Genomic DNA, 17,211 nt, shown 5'->3' on the forward strand with positions numbered 1-17,211 from the left:
CCTGACTACTGATCCTCTTTGAGTCGATTATAGACTCGGCTGAATGTAGATCACACGGATCGGCTGCTTCTTTGTTGGTTTTTGTTGCTTTATTGGAATACCTTATACATCTTATAAAATCAATTGTGTTGTTCATACGAGCAAGGCGTGGTAGGGTAAATATATGAATGTTTGTAATTGATATCCGAATGCTCGGAATAATTCATATTGCGATGAGTGAGGTGTACGAAAGAGATGCTGCAAGTAACGAACAGTCCATTCGGACAAGAGCAAGTGGAATTGCTGAACCGCCTGCTGCCTACGCTGTCAGAAGGACAGAAGAATTGGTTAAGCGGCTATTTGGCTGCTTATCAGCAGGTTGGCGTACAAGCAGGCGGCGCGGTTGCAGCGCAAGGAGCGCCTGTGGCGAGCGCAACGGCAGTTTCGGTAACGAAAGAAGCGACCGTACTCTTCGGATCGCAAACTGGCAACAGCCACAAGCTCGCGAAGAAGCTTGCTGGCAAGCTGCAGGATCAGGGGCTGCAGGTTACGCTCTCATCGATGATTGATTTTAAGCCAAACACGCTTAAGAAAATTGAGAATTTGTTCATCGTCGTGAGTACGCACGGTGAAGGCGATCCGCCAGACAATGCCATCTCGTTCTACGAATATCTGCATAGCAAACGGGCGCCGCAGCTGAATGAAATGTCTTTCTCGGTACTTGCGCTTGGCGATACGTCCTATGAATTCTATTGCAAGACGGGCAGAGATTTCGATACTCGTCTGGAAGAGCTCGGAGCGAAGCGAATTGCTCCACGTATTGATTGTGATGTCGACTTCGAAGACTCGGCACAGGAGTGGCTCGCGAGCGTGCTGCAAGCAGTGGGACAGTCCGCAGCTGCGACGGCAGATGCGTCTGCATCGGCAGCCGGGTCCAGTACTGCAGCTGAGCTGAGCGGACAATCGACGGCAACGGAATATACGAGATCGAATCCTTTTCAAGCGAATGTGCTTGAGAATTTGAACTTGAACGGACGGGGCTCCGAGCGGGAAACACGCCATCTCGAAATTTCACTAGCGGGCTCGGGCATCCAATATGAGCCTGGTGACAGCGTTGGCATCTATCCGCAGAATCATCCACGTCTTGTCGATGAGCTGATTGAAGCGATGGAATGGCAGCCGGATGCGCTAGTTCCTCTTCGGAAGAGTTCCGAGCGTATTCCGCTCAAGGATGCTCTCACAAGTCATTATGAGATTACGGTGCTGACACCTGTATTAATCGAACAGCTTGCGGAAGTAGCCCCAGATAGCGGGTTGAAGCAGCTGCTTGCGCCAGGTCAAGAAGGGGAGCTAAGATCGTACTGCAAAGGCCGGGATCTGCTGGACTTGGTACAGGATTATGACTTGAAGGGGCTAAGCGCTAAAGCGTTCACCGCTCAGCTGCGCAAGCTGCCTCCAAGACTATATTCCATTGCAAGCAGTGAGAAAGCTTATCCGGAAGAAGTTCATCTGACGATTCGCAAGGTGCACTATGAGAGCTTGGGAAGAGTCCGTTACGGCGTCTGCTCGACATTCGTATCGGAGCGGCTGGAACCGGGTCAAGAGCTGCCGCTCTTCGTGCAAGAGAATCCGAACTTCAAGCTGCCTTCGAACCCGGAGACGCCAATTATTATGATTGGTCCCGGAACAGGAGTTGCACCATTCCGTGCGTTTCTAGGTGAGCGGGAAGAGCTTGGCGCGAAAGGGAAGACGTGGTTGTTCTATGGCGATCAGCATTTCTCTTCGGACTTCCTCTATCAAGTGGAATGGCAGCGCTGGCTGAAGGAAGGCGTTCTGACTCGGATGGATGTCGCATTCTCGCGGGATACGGATCAGAAAGTGTACGTCCAGCATCGCATGCAGGAGCACAGTAAGGACTTGTATCAATGGCTGCAAGAGGGAGCCGTTGTCTATATTTGCGGTGATGAGAAGAAGATGGCGCATGACGTTCACGCAACCCTGCTAGAAATTATTAGGCAGGAAGGCGGCTTAAACGAAGAGGACGCTGCTGCGTACTTGTCGAAAATGCAGCAAGAGAGACGCTATCAACGGGATGTCTATTAAGGAGAAGGAGGTTAGCGAGAATGTCAGACAATAACTTGCTGTCGAAGAACAGTGCACCGCATAGCGATGTAGAGGCGATCAAGGAAAGAAGCGATTATTTGCGCGGAACGCTAGAAGAGAGTTTGAAGGATCGGATTACCGGCTCAATCTCTGAAGACGACAACCGGCTGATGAAATTTCACGGCAGCTATATGCAGGACGACCGTGATGTCCGTAATGAGCGGAATCGGCAGAAGCTGGAGCCTGCGTATCAATTCATGGTTCGTGTTCGCGCGGCCGGTGGTATCGTCACGCCTGAGCAATGGCTAATGATGGACCGTGTTGCGCAGAAGTATGCGAATGATACGATTCGGTTGACGACAAGGCAGTCTTTCCAGCTGCATGGCGTAATCAAATGGAATATGAAACAAGTCATTCAAGAAGTGAATGAGGAGCTGCTCAATACACTTGCTGCCTGCGGTGACGTTAACCGTAACGTGATGTGCAACCCGAACCCTTATCTGTCCGAAGTACATGAAGAGGTCTATGAGTGGGCAAAACGGGTAAGCAATCATCTTGATCCGCATACAAGGGCTTACCATGAATTGTGGCTCGATGAGGAGAAGGTTGCTAGCAGCGATGACGGAGTCGAACAGGAACCGATCTACGGCAAAGTCTATCTGCCACGTAAATTCAAGATCGGCATCGCGATTCCGCCTGCGAATGAAGTCGACGTATTCTCCCAAGACCTCGGTTTCATCGCCATTCACGAGAATGGTCGCTTGCTCGGCTTCAATGTTGTGGTCGGAGGCGGCATGGGGATGTCGCACGGTGATCCGAAGACGTATCCGCAGGTCGCGCGTACGATCGGGTTCATTACGCCTGAGCAGATGGTTGATGTTGCGGAGAAAACCGTTACGATCCAGCGTGATTACGGGGACCGCGCGGTTCGCAAGCACGCGCGCTTCAAATATACGATTGACGATCGCGGACTCGAATGGTTTATTGAAGAGCTGCAGCTGCGTTTGGGCTGGAAGCTAGAAGAAGCACGTTCGTATCATTTTGACCATAATGGAGATCGGTACGGCTGGGTGAAGGGGAGCAACAACAACTGGCATTATACGTTGTTTATTCAGAACGGCCGTGTGAAGGACGATGGCGGCTACCAGCTGATGACGGGTCTGCGCGAGATTGCGAAGATTCATAAAGGGGACTTCCGTCTTACGCCTAACCAGAACCTCATTATCGGGAACGTATCCAGCCAGCGGAAGAAGAAAATCGATCAGCTTATTGAAACCTATAAGCTGACAGACGGAGCGATATATTCAGCGCTGCGCCGTAATTCAATGGCTTGTGTCGCATTGCCGACTTGCGGCCTCGCGATGGCGGAGTCGGAGCGCTATCTGCCTACGTTGATCGATAAGCTCGATCTGGTAATGGAAGAAGCCGGATTGCGCGACGATGAAATCGTCATTCGAATGACTGGCTGTCCGAACGGCTGCGCGAGGCCGGCTTTAGCGGAGGTTTCGTTCATCGGTAAAGCGCCAGGCAAATACAATATGTATTTGGGCGGCGGCTTTGCCGGCAACCGGCTCAACAAGCTGTTCCGCGAGAATATTGGCGAGAATGAGATTCTGAATGAACTGCGTCCGATCCTGCTCCAGTATGCGAAGGAGCGTAAGGATGGAGAGCACTTCGGAGACTTCTGCATCCGTGCGGAATATGTGAAGGAAGTTCATTCAGGGCTGGATTTCCACGAATAGAGGTTTGTTATGCAAGCAGTCGATCTCGAATGAGGATCGGCTGCTTTTTTAATTGAGGAGACCAGGAGGAAGCTGAATTGCAACACGCGAATATAGTTGTTATGCAATAAATTTCCAATTATAGGAGTGGGTCGTAATGGCAGAACAGACAAGCGTGAAGCAGCAGGTCGTCAAAGATTTTACGCTCGAAATTCCGGTCAAAGACATTGAGCAGTCGGCAAAATGGTACGTGGATTATTTAGGCTTCGAGTTAGTTGAACCCGTGCTTGGCATAGCGGAGCTGAAGCTCGAATCGGGTTGCCGCATCTGTTTGTTTCACCCTGATCACTCAGATGAGACGAGCTACTGGTATGTCAGGGATGCGGACAATTACCGCGTTCGCGTCTGTTTGAGGATTCCCGATCTCGAACAGTTTCACAGTCGGTTAGTCGAAGCCGGTGTTACGGTTAGTCCAATCGAAGGAGATCTCGGCTGCGGCTGGGCATTTCATTTCTATGACATCAACGGGAACAAGCTCATCGCTTGGGGCGGCTATACGAAGGAGCATGTTTGGTATTATGAGTGAGGTTTGCATACGATCAACTCATCAATAGCTCGCTACAACTCACTCCCAAGCAGTCCGACACCAGCATATTTAAGTGACTACTTTTCAATTTCCAAATGCTGTGATATGGTTAAATAAATACATACGGTTGTGAAGTACACACCGCTCTTTCTGGACACGACGTGTCCCGGATTGGGCGGTTTTTTATTTTAATTAGCGAGGGAGAGTGTTAGATATGACCTTTCAAATGGTATATCAGAATTGGTTCGAGGAGCAGTTAGTCAACGCACAAGGTGATAGAAAGCATCGGCTCGAGGAGGGGCATGGACATGCGGAGAAGTTATTTTTGCAGCAGGTATGGTTTCCTGCTTTCCAAAGCTTCGACCATCTTCAAGCAGAGCATGAGGTGGCAGACTTCAAAGACGGTTCACGTTTTCTGGATTTTGCATTCATTCAGTCTCCAATAAAACTTGCTATCGAAATCGACGGGTATGGCGCTCACTCCTCCAAAATCACCCGCTGGCAGTTCGCCGACTCACTCATGCGCCAAAATCATCTCATCATCGACGGTTGGCAAACTCTCCGATTCTCATACGATGATGTGAACGAGAGACCGCGGATGTGCGAACAAACGCTGCAGCAATTCATGGGCTGCTGGCTTGGAGGTAACCGTTCTTCGACCAGCAGTGTCGACGATCTCATCGAGGCTGAGATTCTCCGCCACGCCTTGCGTCTTGACCGCCCTCTGCGTCCACGTGATGTGATGGAGATGCTCCATATCAGCAGAATAAAAGCTTATCGTGTGTTACATCAGCTACGTCATAAGAAAGTATTACTCCCAGCAGGGAAGGGTACACAAACAATCCGCGGATTCCTTGTAAATCAACAAGGAATAAATCACCGAGAGTAGGATTTTGTGACTCTCGGCTTCATTTTGGCCTCGTTTGGCTGCTGAGCGTCTGATTTCTGTACTCTCAGCAAGCAATCATGTACTTCTGTCAATAAAGTGGACACAGAGGTGAGCGAGAACCACTCATGCTTAAATGCTTAGGGACGCCTTACTAGCTTTTTGCATTAAGCAGTAGAAAGTCTTTCTTATTGTTCTTGTATAACGCCTTGAACACTTTGAAGTTCCTATCATGTATGGCTTTATTCATTCGATTAGGCGTGTATCGCGCACTCGCCTTAATCAGCCGCTTGGCGTCGTCGATCTTGTCAATCCAGCCAAGGCCTACGGCTGCAGCGATCGCCGCGCCGACAGCGCCGACGTTATGCGGGTTGTCTACAGTCTCAACATCGCGGCCGAGAATGTCGGACAGCAATTGGCAGGTAAGAGGCGCAAGCGCGCCGCCGCCGACGAAACGGATCACCGGCGATGTCCTCACTTTCTTCTCCTGCGCTTCCAGATGCCATCTCAGATGGTAACAGATTCCTTCGAGCACCGCGTGAATCATCTCCGTTTTCCCGGTTTCAAGTCCAATGTTGAAGAACATGCCGCGCGCGTTGGCATCTTCGAAAGGGCAACGATTGCCGTGCAGCCATGGCGTGAAGATAACGCCGTTGCTGCCGGCAGGCACGTTCTTGATCGCATCCATCATGTAATCGTACAGGCTTTCGTAATGCGATTCATAAGCCTCCGACACATGCTTCTTCTCCAGATAGATGTTGATCTCATCGAGCGCAAGATGATCCTTGACCCATTCCAAACATTTTCCAGCGGTCTCAAGCTCTGCAAAATAGTTATACGTCCCAGGATTCGCACCAACAATCGCAGCAATCATCGCCGATGCATCGACGACTTGACGGTTCACGACGGTGGATACCCAGCCGGATGTGCCCGAATAAATATGCGTGCTGCCAGGCTCGACTGCGCCAGCCCCTACACCAATGAGCGAAACATCGCCGCCGCCGCCGAACACAGCCGTACCTTCCGCGAGATGAAGCTGGGATGCAGCTTCCTTCGTGAGGCATCCGACCATATCGGTGCTGCGGACGATGCGAGGGAGATGGGTCATATCGACGCCATACATACTGCACACCGATTCGCTGAAGCATTCTTTGCCTTTACGAGTATCATAGAGCAGGGCAGCGAATGCGCTGTCTCGGGTCATAATGAACTCACCGGTACATTTGCAGATGAGATACTCCTTCACATCAAGCCACTTGAATACTTTGCTGAAGATGGAGGGCTCATTACGCTGCACCCATTTGTACTTCCAGACCGGGTCTTTGACGCTCGATGCGACGGCGCCCGTAATGGCCAGCGATTTGAGCAGCTTGAAAACATTCGCTCCAGCAATCTGCAAGCCGTTCGCAATCCCTTCTTTCAGTTCACGCTTCGCCCGATAATCCATATAACTCATAGCCCGTCTCACCGGAACACCGTGCTTGTCGACAAGCACGAGCCCTTGCATCTGGGCACAGAACGATATCCCTTGTATCCTTTCGGCAGGGAGGCCTGATTGTGTAAGTACGCGCTCCGTTGTGATGCACATCGCATCCCACCAATCCTGAGGCTCCTGCTCGACGCCGCCGTTCTCCATCACATACAGCTTGTAGTGCTCCGTTGCGGAAGCCACCAGCTTTATCGTGTCCTTAACTTCAATGAGACAGGTCTTGATCCCTGTAGTTCCTACGTCATACGCAATCACATAACAAGACATGTTCCAGCATCCTCTCGCACGGATTGGGTCAATTTCACTTAATTCAAGAAGAAGGCTCCCTTAATAAACTTTAGCAGCTGCTCTGCCACAAGCTCATCCTGATCAAGAATATCCATGCCTGCAAAAGTCCGCAGCCGTTCTTTGTAATAATCGCTCGAGTAGGAGAATTGCAGCGTAATGAAGAGGTTATCGAGAAAGAACGCAAATAATTGCGGATGAATATCGGCACGAATCAATTGGGAGGCTTTAGCTTCTGCAATGAACGAAGCATAGAGCCCGGCTGTGACGTTCTCCATCTCGGACACAATTCTGCCGGCAAGCTCGGATTTGCTCTCTGCTGCCATAATATTATAGAGCCTCGTTAGATGAAGATTCTCCCGGGATTGGAGCTGAATCGTCCGTATGATCCGTTCGATGCGGCTGAGGAAATCTTGCTCGCCCTGCATAATCTCCTCGAGCACTTTCTTGGTGGATTCAATTCCGATTCGAATGATCATGAGATACAACTCTTCTTTGCTGCCAAAATATTTATAGAGAGAGCCGACGCTAATCTCTGCCTTCTGGGCGATCTGATTTATGTTAGCGCTGTCAAAACCGTGTTCGGCAAATTCAATAATGGCAGCATTTAATATTTTATCTCGTTTTTCCTGCGATATTTTCTTGAAAGAATCAGTGTAATAGGATTCAAGCATGAGTAACACCTCGAGTCAGTGAGTGAACGTTCACTCACATTCTAGCATACAATTTAACTATTGCAACCATTCAGATAATTCTGTTGACAACTGGCGATAGCCAACTATACTGAAATCGTGAGTGAACGTTCACTCACCTGCGTATGATGCATGCTGAACCACCGCTTATTACTTTGTGGAGGGCGATTATGGACAATAAATATGGGATTTCCGAGTACCCGGATACGGCTGCAATCATAAGACAATTGGATGAGTTGATCAAACAACCGATCTATACGATAAAACCAGAGGCGCTTGCAGCCTACGAGCAACAATATTACGAGAAGAAGTGCGCCAAGTCTAAGGCCATGATCCAGGAGGCGGTCCATGTTATTCCTGGAGGCGTGCAGCATAATCTCGCCTTTAACCACCCGTTTCCGCTCGTATTCACAAAGGCGGAAGGCGCCTATCTCTACGACATTGACGGCAACCAATACTATGATTTCCTGCAGGCAGGCGGCCCTACGGTGCTTGGCAGCAATCCCATTCAAGTCCGCAGCAAAGTCATCGAATTGCTGAATGATTGTGGTCCTTCGACGGGCTTGTTCCATGAGTATGAATATAAACTAGCGAAGAAAATCGCAGATCATATTGAAACGGTCGAGATGTTCCGGATGCTCGGCTCAGGTACCGAAGCTTGCATGGCTGCAATAAGAGTGGCACGACTAGCGACCAAGAAGAAGAATATTATTAAGATGGGTGGCGCCTATCATGGCTGGAGTGATCAGCTGGCATACGGCATTCGTATTCCCGGCTCCAAATGGACGCAGGCACATGGCGTTCCGCGTCATATGTTTAAGTATACGCAAGAATTCTATCCCGGCGATTTGAATGACCTTGAGCGGAAGCTAAGATTTAATCTTCTGCGCGGCGGTACGGCTGCTGTACTGATCGAACCCGTCGGACCAGAGAGCGGGACGAGGCCGCTCGACTTCGATTTCAACAAAGGTGTGGAAGCGTTGTGCCGAAAGTATGGTGCGCTGCTCGTGTTTGATGAGGTTGTCACTGCTTTTCGGATCGGAATGAGTGGGGCGCAAGGTTACTTCGGCGTATCTCCTGACCTGACCGTGTTCGGCAAAGTCGTTGCCGGCGGATACCCGGGAGCAGGCGGCCTCGGAGGCAAGCAGCAATATATGAAATATCTGTCCGCCGGCTTGCAGTCGGGAGACAAGCACAAGAAAGCGCTTGTAGGCGGTACGATGGCGGCGAATCCGCTAAGCTGTGTGGCGGGCTATTATACGCTTGATGACATGGAACGAACGAACGCGGTGCAGCGTGCAGGCAAGATGGGCGATGTACTTACAAGCGGTTTGAAAGCGCTTATCGCGAAGTATAAGCTGCCATTCGTCGCGTTCAATCAGGGATCCATCTGCCATCTCGAAACGGTAGGGACACTGCATTATGCTATCGATTGGTCGAAGCCGTGGCGTATACCAGGCGTGCTCAAAGCAACCTCGGAGCGCAAGAAAGAGATGGAGCATATGGGCGCGGCATATATGGCTGAAGGAATTGTGACACTTGCAGGCAGTAGACTTTACACAAGCGCTGCGTATACGGATGAAATGATAGATGATGTGTTGGTCCGATTTGACCGCGTATTTCGGCAAGTTGCTATAAAAGCTTAATACTCGGCAGGTACTGGGGGATCTCATGCATGGAGATGGACGCACTTGAAGCTAGAGAAAGAGTAGTCAAGGCAGGCAGAAAGCTGGTCGAGTCAAAGCTGATCGCGCGCACATGGGGAAATGTCAGCTGTCGGATAAGCGACTCGCATTTCGTCATTACGCCTAGAGGCCGGGATTATATGAAAATGACGGTTAACGATATCGTTAAAGTGGCTATTGCAGATTGCAGCTACAGTGGAGATGTGAAGCCTTCTTCCGAGAAAGCGATGCATGCAGCGGTGTATAAACAGTATCCAGATGTCAATTTTGTCATCCATACTCATCAGGAGAATGCGTCCGTCGTAAGCGCAGCTGGATTAAAGACGATGAAGGTAGTAGGGGAGTATCCGCTCCTCGGCGGGGAAGTGATCTGTGCGGATTATGCCTTGCCGACAACCAAGAAACTTGCTCGCAAAGTTTCGAAGGTGTTAACGCGAAAGAGTGGGCAAGCTGTTATTTTGGCCAAGCATGGTGCGCTGTGCTTCGGTGTAAGTGATGATGAAGCGTTCCAAGTTGCTACGGACTTGGAGACGGCTTGTGCAGACTATGTCACCAGACAGTATAATCAATTAAGCGGAAATCGCAGTCGTGATATGGCGGAGCTTTGCTATTATGCCATCTCGCGTCTAACGGGTAAGCCTCAACCTCAGCCGGAAGGAGTCGCACCCAGCTTTTATTTCGAGAGCGAGAGGACGGAGTCGGGGTTCAGACTAAAGCTCAACAATGGTGCAACGATGGAAGTGAAGAGAGGCGAGCTGCATTCGTCGATGCCCGAAGAAGCGAAGATGCTTAACGAGATTTATGATTCTTTTAACGACGTTAATTACATTGTGCATACGAACTCCCTAAGTGTCGCAGCCGTGTCGCACGCCGATATGACCGTTCGTCCGCTTCTCGACGATTTCGCTCAGCTAGTGGGCACTTCTGCGAAGACTGTACCGCCTTATAATGTTTCGCGCATTCAAAGTGCATTAAAGCATGCTTCTGCAGTGTTGCTCCATCGGAAAGGCGCATTATGCTGTGGCAGCACTAGAAGTGATGCAACCGCTGTAGCAATGGTCATGGAGAAGAACTGCAAAGCCCTCATCGGCGCTTCTTTGTTCGGACCAGTCAAACCGATCCATAAGCTAGAGAGCTTACTAATGAGATTCATGTATTTGAAAAGCTATTCTAAGCAGGCAGCGAAGAAGTCTTAAATCTTATACCCGATTGGAGGTAGATCAGACCGATGCCGTCATATTCAGAGCTTGTCGCATCCCAGCGGGCGTTCTTTCACTCTGGTACAACGCGATCCTATGCATTTCGCAAGCAGCAGCTGGAGAAGTTATACCGGCTCGTTGCGGACAACGAACAGCTTATTCTTAAAGCCGTTCACGACGATTTAAACAAGAGCGAATTGGAAGGGTTCTTCGCGGATGTCGGCTATATCAAATACGAGATTTCGCATGCCCTTAAGCATCTGAGGCGCTGGATGAAGCCGCAGCGCGTGAGAACACCTCTGACGCATTTTGGCAGCAGCAGTTCCATCTATCGTGAACCGTACGGCGTGAACCTCATTATCGCCCCGTGGAATTATCCGTTCTTGCTGACCCTTACGCCGTTGATTGGGGCCGTTGCAGGCGGTAACACAGCGATTGTCAAACCTTCTGAGCTTGCAGCCCATTCCTCGGATTTGCTGCATAAACTGATCGCTAATGCATTCCCGCCAGAATACATCGCCTGCGTAGAAGGCGGGGCGGAAGAGACGACGGCACTTCTGAAGGAGCGATTCGATCACATTTTCTATACAGGAAGCAGTTCGATTGGCAAGATCATCATGACCGCCGCAAGCCAATATCTCACTCCAGTTACGCTTGAGCTTGGCGGCAAGAATCCGGCCATTGTCGATGAGAGTGCCAACATTCCGCTTGCAGCCCGAAGAATCGCATGGGGAAAGCTGCTTAATGCGGGACAGACCTGTATCGCTCCTGACTATATCTATGTCCATCGCTCGGTTGAACAGCGGTTTCGAGAGAGCTTGAGAGATGAGATGATCCGGTTATATTCGAGTCAACCATTGGATAATCCAGACTATACCTGCATCATTAATGAGAGACACTTGAGCCGTTTGCAACGTTTGTTAGATGAACCGACTGTTTACTATGGGGGAGAAGTGGACCAGCAGAAACGAATGCTTGCCCCGACCATACTGACAAACGTCACTTGGGACCACGCGGTTATGCAGGAAGAGATATTCGGGCCGATCACACCTATTCTTACCTATGATTCGCTGGGTGTAGCAATTGCTCAAATCAAGAAGCAAGAAAAGCCGCTCGCGCTTTATCTATTCACAGAAAACAAACAAGTGAAGCAGCAAGTCATTCGCGAGATTCCATTTGGTACAGGCGGTATCAACGACACGCTATTCCAATTCTTGAATCCGAATTTGCCGTTTGGCGGCGTTGGCAGCAGCGGCTCCGGCTCCTATCACGGGGTTTATTCGTTTCAATGCTTCACGCACTCCAAGAGTGTGCTCTCCCAAACGACCAAATTTGACCTTCCTCTCCGTTATGGCAGAAATAAAACGGCACTTCAGATCATTCGGCAATTGTTCAAGTAGCACCCGGAATCCGTTATCCGTTCCAGTCAAACTACTGTAAAAAGGACAAGGTGAGCGTATGAGTGAGCGGAATCGAATTGAAGTTAATCTGGCGAATAAGAAGCAGCAGATGGAAGGCTTCGGCGCATCAGGAGCTTGGTGGGCACAGCATACGGGGAGCTGGCAGCCAAACGAACTATCCCGATTTCTCGAGCTGCTATTTAATCAGCAAACAGGTATAGGCCTCACCATCTATCGACACAACATCGGCGCAGGAGATGGTCAAGGGATTGAAGATCCTTGGCGCCGTGCAGAAACGTATGAAGTGTCGGAAGGGGAGTATGATTGGAGCCGAGATGCGCAGGCTGTCGCTGTTATGAAGCAGGCGGTTGCAAGCGGTGCTGAACGAATCGTCGCATTCGCGAACAGTGCTACACCAAGAATGACGCTTTCCGGTATGACTTCCGGGCATCAGGAAGGAAGATCCAACTTCAAGGAAGGCATGGAGGATGCTTTCGCCGCTTATTTAGTTGATGTCGTTAAACATCTCATCGACGACGAAGGATTGCCGATTGATTGGATCTCTCCGATTAATGAACCGATGTGGCTGTGGAACGCGCAGAATGGGCAAGAAGGCTGCCACTATCAGCCGGAGGAATGCGTAGCTATCTACCGCGCGCTCGCAAGGCGTCTCAAGGAGCAAGGGGTGACTGCCCGGATTTCTGCTATCGAAGCAGGGGAATGGACGAGTGCTAGAATGTATTACTACAGGCTGGCTGAGGATAAAGAGCTTATGAAGTCCATTGATAATATCGCGGTGCACTCGTATGTCCCGCACGTATCGAACAATGTCTTCAAGGAAGAGTTTGCGACATTGATACAGAAGGAACAGCCTGAGTTGCCTATATGGATGTCCGAATGGACTGAAATGGAGGGTGGCAAGGACTTCGGTATGTCATCGGCGCTTCTTATGGCGAACTTGATTCAAGAAGATCTAGCAATCGGACAAGTCACCTCTTGGCAGTATTGGATTGCGGTATCTCGTTATGACTTCCGCGATGGACTCGTTTACTTGGATGAGCTGAGCGGAACGTTCCAAGAAACGAAACGTCTGTGGGTATTCGGCAATTTCAGTAAATTCATTCGTCCTGGTGATATTCGGGTCGAGGCGGATTCCGCTCATCCGGAGCTTATAGTTGTTGCTTATGAGGAACCAGGAGGCGAGCGTGCGACACTGGTTGTTATCAATAATAGCAAGGAAATGCTTACTTCCGAACTCCGGTTCGGCACGGATCCATGCTTCAAGCATGCTGGCGTGCATGTCACTTCAGAGGATGAGAATCTGTCATGTGTATACAGCGGTTTGCCATTGGAGGAGTGGACATTTAAAGCAGAAAGTGTAACAACGATTGTCGTGGAGACGAGTAAACTATAATGCATTCAAGAACTAGACTAGATTAGGATTGCAAAAGGCTGCCTGAAATCATTTCGGCAGCCTTTTATTATGGGTGGATTTATCGGTTTGCGCGAATACGACGTTCGAATACAAACGGACCTAATGGCAGGAATGCACAAATGATAGCTCCAAGTAGCCTTGGAATCCGCCAGCCAGCCGAGAAAAGCATCGAAATAGCAGCTAGAATATAGAGGCTGAATAATGCGCCGTGAATCATGCCCACGATGGTGACGGGACCTGGTATATCGGCCCAATATTTGAGCGGCATTGCAATGCAAAGTAAGAGCAGGAATGAGATGCCTTCAAGCGTTCCGATGAGACGGAAACGGCTATGTGGGTTGCGGAGCATGTCTTCAAGAACCTCCTTGAGGAATGGGAATGCTTTTATTTTACCGTAGCCCGTTCGTATAATGCCAGCAGTTCACGAAAGTATCATCATTTCCGCAAAGAATGAGAGGAAAGAATCGAGTATAGATTTGGCAGATATAAACAAGTAAACTAGAGTAGATATATACCAATCGGAGGTGCGCGGGTAATGAGTGAGCAGCATGCGATTGAACAATTCAAGCAAGCCGTTATGAATAATAATGTGACAGAGGCAAGCAAGAGCTTGCTCGATAATCCGTTCCTGGCTGAGCGAATTAACGAGCCTTGGTTTTCATTCGATACACCCGCAATTGTCCAAGCAGCGGCTAGTGGCAATCGTGAGATGATAGACCTGCTTCTTGAGAACGGGGCTGATCTGCATGCCAAGAGCACTTGGTGGGCCGGCGGCTTCGGCGTTCTGCACCATGACCATCATGAGCTATCCCGCTACCTAATTGAACGAGGTGCTCCTGTTGATATTCATGCAGCCGCTGCTCTTGGCTTGATGGAGATTTTGCAAGATAAGATCGAGAAGAATCCCGATTCCGTCAATGAGCGAGGGCCAGATGGACAAGTTCCGCTTCACTTTGCGACTGAGACAGCGATTATAGATTTCCTGCTCGAACATGGTGCCGAGATTGACCTGCGCGATATCGACCATTATAGTACACCAGCGCAGTGGGCGATCGATGATGCGGAGAAATGCAGCTATCTCCTTGAACGCGGCGCGTCTGCAGATATTTATATGGCGATTCAGCTTGGAGATACGGAGCTAGTCCGCAGAATATTGGAGACGGAGCCCGATTGTCTAGACGCTCGTGTAGGTCAAGGACGATTCACATCAGGGGATTCCGATGGCGGCCATATTTACTTGTACAAAATCGGCGGCGATGTGACACCGCTGCAGCTCGCAGCCCGCCATAAGCGTGCTGAAATTGCACAATTAATGCTGGAGCATCGTCCTTCTGCTCACCGGTTGCTCTATGCGTGCTTAACTGGTGATCAATCTCAAGTTCAAGCTCTGATAGCGCAAGAGCCTGACATCGTTCAGTCGCTTTCGCTCGAGGAGCTTAGCACGATTACCGATGCTGCTTCGAATAACGATACGGATGCCGTTCGCGTCATGTTGGAAGCCGGGTTCGATGCCGATGCGAGGCGCAGTCCGGCGGATTTCACAGCACTCCACAATGCAGCGATGAGAGGGAATGCCGAGATCGTGCAACTCCTTCTTGCACACGGTGCATCCCCTCAGCTAACCCATGGATTCGGCGGTGACGCACTCAGCAGCAGTATGTGGGGCTCGGTTAATTTCCGCTCTCCGAATGGTGATTATGCAGCAGTTGCAGAGCAGCTCGTAAAAGCCGGCGCACCAGTGCCAAGCCAGTTGAACGGCAGTGAAGAGGTTAATCGGGTCATTGAACAAACTAAGCTATAGAATTGTAAGAATCCGCGGCTTCCGCGGATTTTTCTATTGGTACGAAACTCTTTAATAACAATCGATTTTTTCTGTATTTCAGTTAAAATTTATTGTAAAGCGATATATTTCTAGCTACATTATAGCTAATAATAAAGAATTGAGGTGCATATCGTGGAACGAGGAACAACACTCTTTTTAAAATTAGCGGTTTATCTTATTGGTATTTTGGTTCTTGCTATGCTTTGTATATTGCTGCCTGTGATTGCGAACGAAGCATCCGGGCAATATCCGGCTTATTTGCTCTATCCCGTGTTTATTGTTCTGTATTGTTCGGCGATACCATTCTTCTATGCCTTATACCAGTCGCTGCGTCTTCTTGTCTTAATTGACAAGAAAGAAGCTTTCTCCCACCTCGCCGTGTTGGCGCTGAAGCGGATCAAGCACTGTGCATATACGATTTGTATCTTGTATGTGGTTGGTTTTCCATTCTTATTTATGTTGGGGGATAAGGGTGACGCACCTGGTCTTGTTGTAATCGGTTTGGTCATTTTTTTTGCTTCCATGGTCATTGCGATCTTTGCCGCTGTTCTTCAAAAGCTTCTAAAAACGGCGATCGATATCAAGTTAGAAAACGATCTTACGGTCTGAGGTGAAGAACATGGCGATCATTATCAATATAGATGTCATGCTGGCAAAACGGAAAATGAGCGTAACCGAGCTATCGGAGAAGGTAGGCATCACGATGGCCAATCTGTCAATCTTGAAGAATGGGAAGGCGAAAGCGATTCGAATCTCCACATTAGAGGCAATTTGCAAAGCGCTCGAATGTCAGCCCGGCGATATTTTGGAATACAAGCAGGATTGATCACAAGGTTCGCGGAATACAAAAATTGGAGATCGGTCATTGAATGCCTGCATATAGTTGTAAGGGATTTCGCATGAACTTGTGAAGGACTCTTACGAAAGAGCAGGTGTTCCTTGTGACTGTCAATCTGGATATTGCCGCACTTGTATCTGCCGTGATGTGGCCGGTGGTCATTTGCGTCTTACTCTTAATCTCTCGAAAGCACTTGCCGGATTTGCTGAAGGTGTTGTTGAAACGCGTGAAGCGAATCGATTTTGCCGGGGTATCGCTCGAATTATCGGAGACCAAATCCTTCACACCGACCTTGTCGGTTAGTCAATTAGATCTCATCAATATGATGGAAATCATGCAAAAGTCCAGTGAACCGATCGATATTAGAGATCTTTTGTTATCGGAAGGCAGCGCAGATTATACCGTTATCCATTTGGGAAGCGGCAAGAATTGGCTTACATCGCGTCTATTTATTATGTCTATCATGTTTGCGCATCAGAAGAATATGAAAGCCTTCGTATTCATTGAATCAAATAACGATAATCGCAAACGATATGCTGGCTGGGCCAAACCTGCCCACATCCGCTTTGCGCTAGCCAAACGATACCCGTGGTTTGAAGCTGCGTTCGCTGAAGCTTATTGCGCGTTAGTAAAGAAGAATGGTCATCTTCAGCTAGTTACATCCAATAGTGGGGAACTCGGTAACGGTGAGGCGTTTGTGTCCGTTCTTCGCGATTTTTTGAACGAGGTTCAAGTTAACGACATGAAACAAATTGAGCTTGCTGCAAGATCCGAATGGATCAGCTTATCTTCCTCGAATCGTACCTATGAACATGCAGAATGGATCAATGGTGTGTTGTTAGAGGAGCTTCTTGAGGAAGACTTACATGTAGCTGTCATTCAATCGAACAAAGCCAAGGAGAATAAGCTAGACAACGCACAGTTTCAGACGATAATGGACTCGCCAGAGGAGTTCATTGCGATAACTTCGTTCAATGGTAAATTTAAAGCACTGTTGGAACGAAATGCGGTGCTAGAGCAAGTCGTTAGACAAGTTACACAATCGACGGAGTGAAATCGTAAAGCATACTTACTTGGAAATGAGGAAAAAG

The 17,211-nt window shown here is 49.2% G+C and carries 15 protein-coding genes; 12 read left to right on the forward strand and 3 right to left on the reverse strand.

The features are described from left to right. The first annotated feature begins 234 nt into the window (after positions 1 to 234). From AC0LWF_RS12670 to AC0LWF_RS12685, 4 genes are all read left to right on the forward strand, one after another. Complete coding sequence (locus tag AC0LWF_RS12670; protein WP_474651893.1) at positions 235 to 2,082, forward strand: assimilatory sulfite reductase (NADPH) flavoprotein subunit; 1,848 nt, start codon at positions 235 to 237, stop codon at positions 2,080 to 2,082. A 20-nt stretch (positions 2,083 to 2,102) separates the two neighbouring features. After that, positions 2,103 to 3,824: an assimilatory sulfite reductase (NADPH) hemoprotein subunit gene (gene cysI, locus AC0LWF_RS12675; protein ID WP_474651894.1), complete on the forward strand. Its 1,722-nt coding sequence runs from the start codon at positions 2,103 to 2,105 to the stop codon at positions 3,822 to 3,824. 136 nt (positions 3,825 to 3,960) lie between these two features. Next, on the forward strand, positions 3,961 to 4,389 hold the full coding sequence (locus AC0LWF_RS12680) for a VOC family protein (RefSeq protein ID WP_474651895.1): 429 nt from the start codon (positions 3,961 to 3,963) through the stop codon (positions 4,387 to 4,389). Positions 4,390 to 4,603: 214 nt separating this feature from the next. After that, on the forward strand, positions 4,604 to 5,278 hold the full coding sequence (locus AC0LWF_RS12685) for a DNA-binding response regulator (RefSeq protein ID WP_474651896.1): 675 nt from the start codon (positions 4,604 to 4,606) through the stop codon (positions 5,276 to 5,278). A 151-nt stretch (positions 5,279 to 5,429) separates the two neighbouring features. Here the strand turns inward: AC0LWF_RS12685 and AC0LWF_RS12690 are convergent, their stop codons facing one another. Together AC0LWF_RS12690 and AC0LWF_RS12695 are read right to left on the reverse strand one after the other, a co-directional pair. After that, positions 5,430 to 7,031 (reverse strand): xylulokinase, encoded by a 1,602-nt coding sequence (locus tag AC0LWF_RS12690; RefSeq protein ID WP_474651897.1) that lies wholly within the window; start codon positions 7,029 to 7,031, stop codon positions 5,430 to 5,432. 38 nt (positions 7,032 to 7,069) lie between these two features. Continuing rightward, positions 7,070 to 7,723: a TetR/AcrR family transcriptional regulator gene (locus tag AC0LWF_RS12695; RefSeq protein ID WP_474651898.1), complete on the reverse strand. Its 654-nt coding sequence runs from the start codon at positions 7,721 to 7,723 to the stop codon at positions 7,070 to 7,072. A 188-nt stretch (positions 7,724 to 7,911) separates the two neighbouring features. Here AC0LWF_RS12695 and AC0LWF_RS12700 point away from each other — a divergent pair, with 188 nt between their 5' ends. From AC0LWF_RS12700 to AC0LWF_RS12715, 4 genes are read left to right on the forward strand one after another with little or no spacing between them, the layout of a single operon-like run. Continuing rightward, positions 7,912 to 9,387, forward strand: coding sequence for an aspartate aminotransferase family protein (locus tag AC0LWF_RS12700; protein WP_474651899.1), 1,476 nt, complete (start codon positions 7,912 to 7,914; stop codon positions 9,385 to 9,387). A 29-nt stretch (positions 9,388 to 9,416) separates the two neighbouring features. After that, on the forward strand, positions 9,417 to 10,622 hold the full coding sequence (locus tag AC0LWF_RS12705) for a class II aldolase/adducin family protein (protein WP_474651900.1): 1,206 nt from the start codon (positions 9,417 to 9,419) through the stop codon (positions 10,620 to 10,622). Between the two features lie 32 nt (positions 10,623 to 10,654). After that, complete coding sequence (locus AC0LWF_RS12710; protein WP_474651901.1) at positions 10,655 to 12,025, forward strand: aldehyde dehydrogenase; 1,371 nt, start codon at positions 10,655 to 10,657, stop codon at positions 12,023 to 12,025. A gap of 58 nt (positions 12,026 to 12,083) precedes the next feature. Beyond that, entirely contained in the window at positions 12,084 to 13,439 is a 1,356-nt protein-coding gene (locus tag AC0LWF_RS12715; protein ID WP_474651902.1) for a glycoside hydrolase family 30 protein, read from the forward strand. Between the two features lie 79 nt (positions 13,440 to 13,518). Here the strand turns inward: AC0LWF_RS12715 and AC0LWF_RS12720 are convergent, their stop codons facing one another. Beyond that, on the reverse strand, positions 13,519 to 13,809 hold the full coding sequence (locus AC0LWF_RS12720; protein WP_474651903.1) for a DUF3817 domain-containing protein: 291 nt from the start codon (positions 13,807 to 13,809) through the stop codon (positions 13,519 to 13,521). A 186-nt stretch (positions 13,810 to 13,995) separates the two neighbouring features. Between AC0LWF_RS12720 and AC0LWF_RS12725 the strand changes: the two genes are divergently transcribed. The 4 genes from AC0LWF_RS12725 (at position 13,996) to AC0LWF_RS12740 (ending at position 17,174) form a co-directional block, all read left to right on the forward strand. Further along, on the forward strand, positions 13,996 to 15,261 hold the full coding sequence (locus tag AC0LWF_RS12725) for an ankyrin repeat domain-containing protein (RefSeq protein WP_474651904.1): 1,266 nt from the start codon (positions 13,996 to 13,998) through the stop codon (positions 15,259 to 15,261). A 153-nt stretch (positions 15,262 to 15,414) separates the two neighbouring features. Continuing rightward, positions 15,415 to 15,891, forward strand: coding sequence for a DUF2975 domain-containing protein (locus AC0LWF_RS12730; RefSeq protein ID WP_474651905.1), 477 nt, complete (start codon positions 15,415 to 15,417; stop codon positions 15,889 to 15,891). A gap of 10 nt (positions 15,892 to 15,901) precedes the next feature. Then, positions 15,902 to 16,108: a helix-turn-helix domain-containing protein gene (locus AC0LWF_RS12735; RefSeq protein WP_474651906.1), complete on the forward strand. Its 207-nt coding sequence runs from the start codon at positions 15,902 to 15,904 to the stop codon at positions 16,106 to 16,108. A gap of 115 nt (positions 16,109 to 16,223) precedes the next feature. Continuing rightward, the gene (locus AC0LWF_RS12740; protein ID WP_474651907.1) at positions 16,224 to 17,174 is read left to right on the forward strand and encodes a hypothetical protein; all 951 of its coding nucleotides are present in this window, start codon (positions 16,224 to 16,226) and stop codon (positions 17,172 to 17,174) included. Positions 17,175 to 17,211 lie beyond the last annotated feature (37 nt).

Source organism: Paenibacillus sp. sgz302114, assembly GCF_056120345.1.